This is a genomic window from Robertmurraya sp. DFI.2.37 (assembly GCF_029211245.1).
Taxonomy (GTDB): Bacteria; Bacillota; Bacilli; order Bacillales; family Cytobacillaceae; genus Robertmurraya; species Robertmurraya methanolica_A.
The window spans coordinates 41,672-48,918 of the sequence record NZ_JARGEJ010000036.1; the positions used below are offsets into that span (position 1 = coordinate 41,672).

Annotated in this window: 6 protein-coding genes and 1 riboswitch; all 6 genes read left to right on the top strand. The window is 36.7% G+C overall.

Annotated elements, in window-relative coordinates; genetic code table 11:
- Positions 1-71 precede the first annotated feature (71 nt).
- The 6 genes from PZE06_RS17330 to PZE06_RS17355 all read left to right on the top strand — a co-directional run bounded on the left by PZE06_RS17330 (position 72) and on the right by PZE06_RS17355 (position 7,095).
- Positions 72-1,001 (top strand): ketopantoate reductase family protein, encoded by a 930-nt coding sequence (locus PZE06_RS17330; RefSeq protein ID WP_150917098.1) that lies wholly within the window; start codon positions 72-74, stop codon positions 999-1,001.
- Positions 998-1,546, top strand: a complete 549-nt coding sequence (locus PZE06_RS17335; RefSeq protein WP_150917096.1) for a glycerol-3-phosphate responsive antiterminator — start codon at positions 998-1,000, stop codon at positions 1,544-1,546. Before PZE06_RS17330 ends, PZE06_RS17335 begins: the two co-directional genes overlap by 4 nt.
- A 229-nt stretch (positions 1,547-1,775) precedes the next feature.
- Positions 1,776-3,440, top strand: a complete 1,665-nt coding sequence (locus tag PZE06_RS17340) for a glycerol-3-phosphate dehydrogenase/oxidase (RefSeq protein WP_150917094.1) — start codon at positions 1,776-1,778, stop codon at positions 3,438-3,440.
- Positions 3,441-4,939: 1,499 nt separating this feature from the next.
- On the top strand, positions 4,940-5,299 hold the full coding sequence (locus PZE06_RS17345; protein WP_150917092.1) for a DUF4181 domain-containing protein: 360 nt from the start codon (positions 4,940-4,942) through the stop codon (positions 5,297-5,299).
- Between the two features lie 490 nt (positions 5,300-5,789).
- A riboswitch (ZMP/ZTP riboswitch) is annotated at positions 5,790-5,873 on the top strand.
- Positions 5,874-5,905: 32 nt separating this feature from the next.
- Positions 5,906-6,760, top strand: a complete 855-nt coding sequence (locus PZE06_RS17350; protein ID WP_150917089.1) for a bifunctional 5,10-methylenetetrahydrofolate dehydrogenase/5,10-methenyltetrahydrofolate cyclohydrolase — start codon at positions 5,906-5,908, stop codon at positions 6,758-6,760.
- A gap of 134 nt (positions 6,761-6,894) precedes the next feature.
- Entirely contained in the window at positions 6,895-7,095 is a 201-nt protein-coding gene (locus tag PZE06_RS17355) for a cold-shock protein (protein WP_095306380.1), read from the top strand.
- Positions 7,096-7,247: the final 152 nt, after the last annotated feature.

Below are 7,247 nucleotides of genomic sequence, written 5' to 3' on the forward strand. Positions count from 1 at the left end.
GACTATACCGACTTTTTGGCGTGATATGTTAAACTAAAAATAAGGAAGCGTTATAAAAAGGGGAGAGGAAATTGAAAATATTAGTTGTTGGAGCAGGTGCAGTTGGTGGATATTTTGGAGGTAGGCTTTTAGAAAAAGGAGAAGATGTTACTTTTCTAGTACGAGAGAAGCGAAAAAAACAGCTTGAAGAGACAGGATTGAAAATTCAGAGCGTACATGGAGATGTACATCTATCGCCAAAGTTAATCGTTAGTGGTGAAAAACCACAAACATACGATGTGATTCTCGTTTCAACTAAGGCCTATCATTTACAAGCTGTTATTAAGGATATTCGCCCATATGTAGAAAAAGAGACAATGATATTGCCGTTATTAAATGGAATTTCTCACCTTGATCAGTTGATTGGCGAATTTGGAGAAGAACGGGTACTTGGAGGCCTTTGTTTTGTTGAATCAACTTTAGATGAAAAAGGCACAGTTATACAGACAAGTCCAATACATAATTTAGTGTTTGGAGAGCGGACAGGAAAAAATACAGAGAGAATCCAACGTTTATGTCAAAGCTTTTCCAATACGAAAGCTAATTTTATATACAGTGAGGAAATTTTAAAAGAGATGTGGCAAAAATACTTGTTCATTTCTACTTTTTCTGGGGCAACAACATTAATGAGAGCACCTATTGGGCCTATTCGTGCGACGAAAAGTGGCTTAGCCGCGCTGGAAGGAATTGTGACTGAAGTAGTGGCAATTATGGAAAAAATGGGAGCGCCTATAGGCCAGGAACAAATACCATTACAGTTAGCGAGAATTAAAGAAATGGGGTATGAAATGAAATCATCCATGCAGAGAGACATGGAAAAAGGACTTCAAACCGAAGCAGACCATTTCTTTTTGTATTTGCTTAAGCGAGCGCAGGCCGAAAACATTAATACCCCTATTTTAGAAATCGTTTACGCAAACCTTAAAGTATATGAAAAAGCAGCATTGGGGATAGAATCGTGAATCAAAAAATTTTACCGGCTTCAACAAGTATGAAAGAATTTGAATTATTTTTGAAAAGCCCTTATGAAATTGGGGTCATGCTCGAAGTTCATATCGCGCAATTGAAAAATATCAGCCAAATGGCAAGGCAAAAAGGGAAGCAGATGATTTACCATATCGATATGATTCATGGAATTAAAAATGATGATTATGCTACCGAGTATATTTGTCAGGAATATAAACCATTTGGAATTATTTCAACGAAGTCAAACGTGATATTAAAAGCAAAGCAAAAAGGTGTTTTAGCAGTGCAACGAGTATTTTTATTGGACTCCCATGCCCTCGAAAAGAGCTATCGTTTAGTTGAAAAGACGAAGCCAGACTACATAGAAGTGTTACCTGGTGCAATGCCGTGGATGATTAAAGAAGTAAAAGAGCGATTAAATACACCGATTTTTGCTGGAGGATTAATCCGTACACGGAAAGAGGTTGAGAATGCACTTGAGGCAGGGGCAACAGCAATTACAACTTCAAAAATAGAGTTATGGCAAAATTGGCTAAAGTAAAAACAGGTGCAAAAAAAAGTGATCTATGGTAAGATGGGATTAAGTTAATAGTTCGGTAGGAGAAATGGAGAGACCACGAAACATTATCGTCTACGATAGTGTTGCTTGTGGTCTCTCTTTTTTTGTACCAAAGTTCGAGTTTTCAATTTTTTAACAGGAATTAATACTATAGAAAGCGTGCCAATGTATTAATGATGAACGATAATACGATCATAAAGGGGATAATGTGATGAATTTTTCAAACAAGAACAGAGCAAGTATGGTAGCCCAGTTAAAGAATACGGAGTTTGATGTTCTCGTTATTGGTGGGGGAATTACTGGTGCCGGTATTGCGCTTGATGCCGCTACCCGCGGAATGAAAATTGCTCTTGTAGAGATGCAGGATTTTGCAGCTGGAACTTCAAGTCGTTCTACCAAACTTGTCCATGGTGGCTTGCGTTATTTAAAGCAGTTTGAAGTGAAAATGGTAGCTGAAGTTGGGAAAGAAAGGGCAGTTGTTTATGAAAATGGACCACATGTGACAACTCCTGAATGGATGTTATTGCCATTTCATAAAGGGGGGACGTTTGGCAAGTTTTCAACTTCAATTGGACTAAGGGTATATGACTTTTTAGCAGGAGTGAAAAGAAGCGAACGTCGAGTGATGTTGGACGCAAATGAAACGTTGCAAAAAGAACCGCTAGTTAAGAAGGAAGATTTAAAAGGCGGCGGTGTTTATGTAGAATATCGCACGGATGATGCGAGATTAACGATTGAAGTTATGAAAGCTGCCATTCAAAAAGGAGCAATGGCGCTTAATTATTCTAAAGTGGAAAATTTGTTATATAAAGATGGTAAAGTCTCCGGTGTTGTTGTGCAGGATAGAATTACTGGAGAAGAGTATGAAATTATGGCAAAAAAAATCGTCAATGCAGCAGGACCGTGGGTGGATCAAATTCGCGAAAAAGACCAATCCAAAACAGGCAAGGTATTGCGTCTTACGAAAGGTGTCCACGTTGTTATCGATCAATCAAAATTCCCATTAAAACAAGCTGTTTACTTTGATACACCAGATGGAAGAATGGTTTTTGCGATTCCTAGAGAAGGGAAGGCGTATGTCGGGACAACGGATACTTTTTATGATCAAGACGCTGCCATTCCAAAAATGAGTTCTGAAGATCGAGACTATATTTTGAAATCGATTCACTATATGTTTCCTGATGTGAAGATTACTGAAAATGATATTGAGTCAAGTTGGGCAGGAGTTCGTCCTTTAATCTGGGAAGAAGGGAAGGACCCTTCCGAAATTTCTCGAAAGGATGAGATTTGGGAATCTCCATCTGGGTTGATTACAATTGCGGGAGGAAAGCTGACTGGTTATCGTAAAATGGCTGAAATGATTACCGATGTACTTGCGAGGAAGTTACATGATGAATACAACCAAGCTTTTGCTAGCTGTCAAACGAAGCACTTGCCGATTTCTGGTGGCGATGTAGGTGGTGCAGCTCGCTTTGAACAATTTGTATCTGAACAAGTTGAAGCAGGAGAAAAAGTTGGATTATCTGCGGAAGAAGCAAGGCATTTAGCATCAAAATACGGTTCAAATGTGAAATATCTGTATGAAATTATTGCGCAGAATGCTGAGAAAGCACAAGAATACCGTTTACCTATTACTCTCTTTGCCAAGCTGCATTATGCTCTTGAACAAGAAATGATCTTTACACCGGTCGATTTCTTTAACCGAAGAACAGGAGCAATTTTGTTCGATATTTCATTAGTTCATACGCACAAACAAAATGTGATTGATTATATGGCGAATTATTTTACATGGACAGATGAGGAAAAGGAAATTTATCAGAGTGAACTGGATGCAGCTTTAATAGATGCAGCAGTTCCTGTTGATTTACAAAAATAACAACCGTTTAAAACAAGACAATTTTGCGGAATTGTCTTGTTTTTTATTGAGAATCTCTAGAGAAATGCTTTTATACGTATAGTTTTCCCTATCGTAAGCTTTCTAAAGACTAACTGCGGTCTTCTCTTCGCTGCACTTTTGGCAACTAGAATATAGTGTGATTAAATAGGTGAGAACATTGCGAAAAAATCCTTTGTTTTCTCCTCTTAAAGGGCATTCAGATATGAGTCTTTATTATTATTATTTTGTTAAAAAATATGGTTTCCTACTAAATGTACGGAAAATCAACATCGTCATGTAACAGTTCTTCATTATGAAAGGTTGACAAAAATTGTATATCATTATATGATGGTATTTCGATATATTTTGAGGTATTGAGTGAAAAGGTAATACGAATAAGTACAATTCCTTTAGAAATGGAATTTCCCTTAGTGGGTAAGAGATTTTATCCAACAAGTTTTTAAAGAAGAACATCGAACCTATGGCTGCAAGGTTACCCTCAAAACTTCCTTCTTTTAAGCTTCACTTCTTTCGTTAAATTATCTACACTAAGTTGAGTCAAGTGTTATTTGATTGTTAAACTGGTCATTTCACTTGAAGTGTTATGAAGTGGATACAACAAGATTTTTCCGAATTATGATATTACCCATTGTTCAGAAAATAGAATTGGACAAATTTAGGAGATGTGAAATTGAATACTATTATCTTTGCACTTGAACTTTTGAAATCCTAATTCTTAAAGGCGCGGTCAAGGAACCGTATTGATGGAAGAGAGGCAGGGCTTTCGTTGTTTTAGGTCAAAGCTTTTGTTAAACCTATGGCTGCTAGTTGTGAGACATAAAGTAGTTAGTTCAGATAAACATGATGATTCAGAAACTATCATTAAAAAGGTTAATCTAGATCGTCAGATAGAACCTTAAATATATCATTCAAGAGACTGAGACAAATCTATCTCTGAGATAAAAAGCCGGTGAAATTTTTACGACAAATAAATTTTCATCGGCTTTGATCATTGTTTGAATAAAATAAAGGTCATTTTTGATAAAATTAAGTCATTTATAAAACAAAAATCATACAGAAAGCTAGAATCCAACTTGCGTTTAAATTTAGAAGTAAAATTACTAAAAATAATATTGTCTTCCATATATCACTTAGTGGAATGTATCTAGATTTGCATTCGTGTGGAAAAAGTCGATTGAGAATATCACAAGAGTTTAATTGAAGCATCAAATCAACTGTACAACGAGTTGCTTGAAAAAGAGAACTTGTCTGAAGTTGGACGAGAAAGTGATGAGCAATTATTACTGAGCTAAGGTTAAAAACCCATACATAGTTTTTTCTTTTTATCCCTTACCTTTAAGTTCCTCCATAATAGGAATCCCCATCTAACCATAGCAGCATATCCTTCTTATAATTAAATATAAAAAAACTTGTGCGAGCTCTAATAGTGGTCTTATGATGAAATAGTAAGGTGATTTTTTAAATAAGAGGTGACCTAGATGGAATTTATCGCAACTGTGATTGGTTTGCTCATTTTGTTGTTCGTGATAGAAAAAATAACAAATAAGATTCTTTCTATTGAGAAGAAAAAAATATCGGAAACCTCTGGTAGCCGTATTAACCGTTTGGGTCAAACGGTTTTATTTATCCTCCTTTTATTCCTACTATGGTTTATGATAGAAAGTTCAGATATCCAAGGTTTGTTTTATTTCACAACCTATTTGGCGCTATTATTTGGATATCAGGCAGTGATGGAATTTATTTTTATAAAGAGCTCAAGGCAATACATTAGTACAACGATATTACTTATCATCGTTCTTGTAGTTGTGTTTAATTTAAATAGATATCCTTTTTTTTGACGAGGGTTTAGCGGTTAGCACATATGGAAACGTTGCTGGGTGAAATGGATAACATAGAAAAAATAACGGGGCGTAAAAGATGCTCCACTTTGAGGTCGTCTTTATGATGATTATCATGATACATAATTTGTAAGACAATTACGCCAGCATAAGTGTGAATAAAAACCCTCTTTCAAAATAGAAAAAAGACCGATAGCTGGTGAAGGCTATCGGTCTTTGTGTTTACTTTTATCCAGCATTACCGCATAAGGACAAGCTTTTTTCTTTCAGTCTGGCAACAACGAATCGTTGTTGTATTTTCTAATTTTTTCGATGATATTTGCATACATTATGCCTAGAAGGTGAGTAAATTTTTCCACTTAGTAACATTTTAAGAGTGTTAATGTTATTAACCGAACAATGTAATAAGAACCTCATTGTAATATATGTGTTTTCTGCTATAATAAAGGGGGATTTAGGAGAATTATCTTCATGAACTAGTTTTTTTCTTATAAATCGTGGTGACTGACGACAAAGGTGGAATCAACCACAAGGGAGCTACGTCTATGTATAGCCGGTCGTCTGGGCAATAAATTACATAATCTTTATCTCAGAGGAGGTATATACATGGATGAAAAATTGATTTTAGACGGACAAAAAGTGGCAAACGATGTGAAAGAAGGACTTAAGCCTAGAATTGCTGTATTAAAGGAAGAAGGTATTATACCCAGCTTAGCGACCATATTAGTTGGAGATGATCCGTCTTCTGCTACATATGTAAGAATGAAAGGAAACGCATGTGAGCGATTAGGTATTCACTCTCGAAGAATCCACCTTCCGAAAGAAACCACCACGGATGAATTACTGCAAACGATACATGAACTAAATAATGATTCGACTGTTCATGGAATTCTGCTGCAGCATCCTGTTCCATCCCATATAGATGAAAGAGCAGCGTTTGAAGCTATCGCACTTGAAAAAGACGTAGATGGGGTAACAAGCTGGGGTTACGGACAAACTGCATTAGGTTTTGGGCTCTATCCATCCTGCACCCCTGCAGCTATCGTTCGAATCATGGAATATTATAATATCGAGGCAGAAGGTAAGCATGCCGTTGTTGTTGGAAGAAGTCCGATCCTTGGAAAGCCGGTTTCTGCGTTGCTTCTGAATATGAACGCAACGGTTACTACATGTCATTCTCGCACAGTTAATTTGCCGGAAATCGTCAAGCAAGCTGATATTGTCGTTGCTGCCGTCGGTAAACCTGAATTTATTAAAGGAGATTGGTTAAAAAAGGGCGCGGTTGTATTGGATGCAGGTTATAACCCAGGTAATGTTGGCGATGTAGAATATGAATCATGTTTTCAGAAATCGTCAGCGATTACACCTGTTCCAGGCGGCGTGGGCCCTGTTACAATTTCGATGCTGTTAAAGCATACGGTTGATGCAGCCGAACGCTCAATAGAACGTCGCACATCTTAACTGTTTAAGAAAGGCAGAGAAAAATAATCCTGAAAAATTTATAAAAAAAGGATTTAAAATCTATTTTTTAGGCAAACTATAGATGTGATACGTTAGTTATCATCAAATGCTTTTGAATTTTTAGGAGGATTAGAATGGCAACTGGTAAAGTAAAATGGTTTAACTCAGAAAAAGGCTTTGGATTTATTGAAGTAGAAGGTGGAGAAGATGTATTCGTTCATTACTCTGCTATCCAAAGCGAAGGGTTTAAAACCCTAGAAGAGGGTCAAGAGGTTACTTTCGACATTGAAGAAGGTCAACGCGGACCACAAGCTGTTAACGTTACTAAAGCTTAACAGTTAAATATGGAGGAGTCCATACGGGTTTGTCAAGAAAAGTGTGTAAGTTATTCTAGATACTTCTTTACACGATTCTTCAGGTGGTCATGAATTAACAGTTGATTCATGACCATAGCCCATTGTTGGATATGTCCGCCTTCCCATTTCTT

Excerpts from the sequence above, each read along its gene's own strand:
- PZE06_RS17340 (WP_150917094.1), top strand. The coding sequence starts at position 1,776 with ATGAATTTTTCAAACAAGAACAGAGCAAGTATGGTAGCCCAGTTAAAG.
- PZE06_RS17345 (WP_150917092.1), top strand. The coding sequence starts at position 4,940 with ATGGAATTTATCGCAACTGTGATTGGTTTGCTCATTTTGTTGTTCGTG.
- PZE06_RS17355 (WP_095306380.1), top strand. The coding sequence starts at position 6,895 with ATGGCAACTGGTAAAGTAAAATGGTTTAACTCAGAAAAAGGCTTTGGA.
- PZE06_RS17350 (WP_150917089.1), top strand. The coding sequence starts at position 5,906 with ATGGATGAAAAATTGATTTTAGACGGACAAAAAGTGGCAAACGATGTG.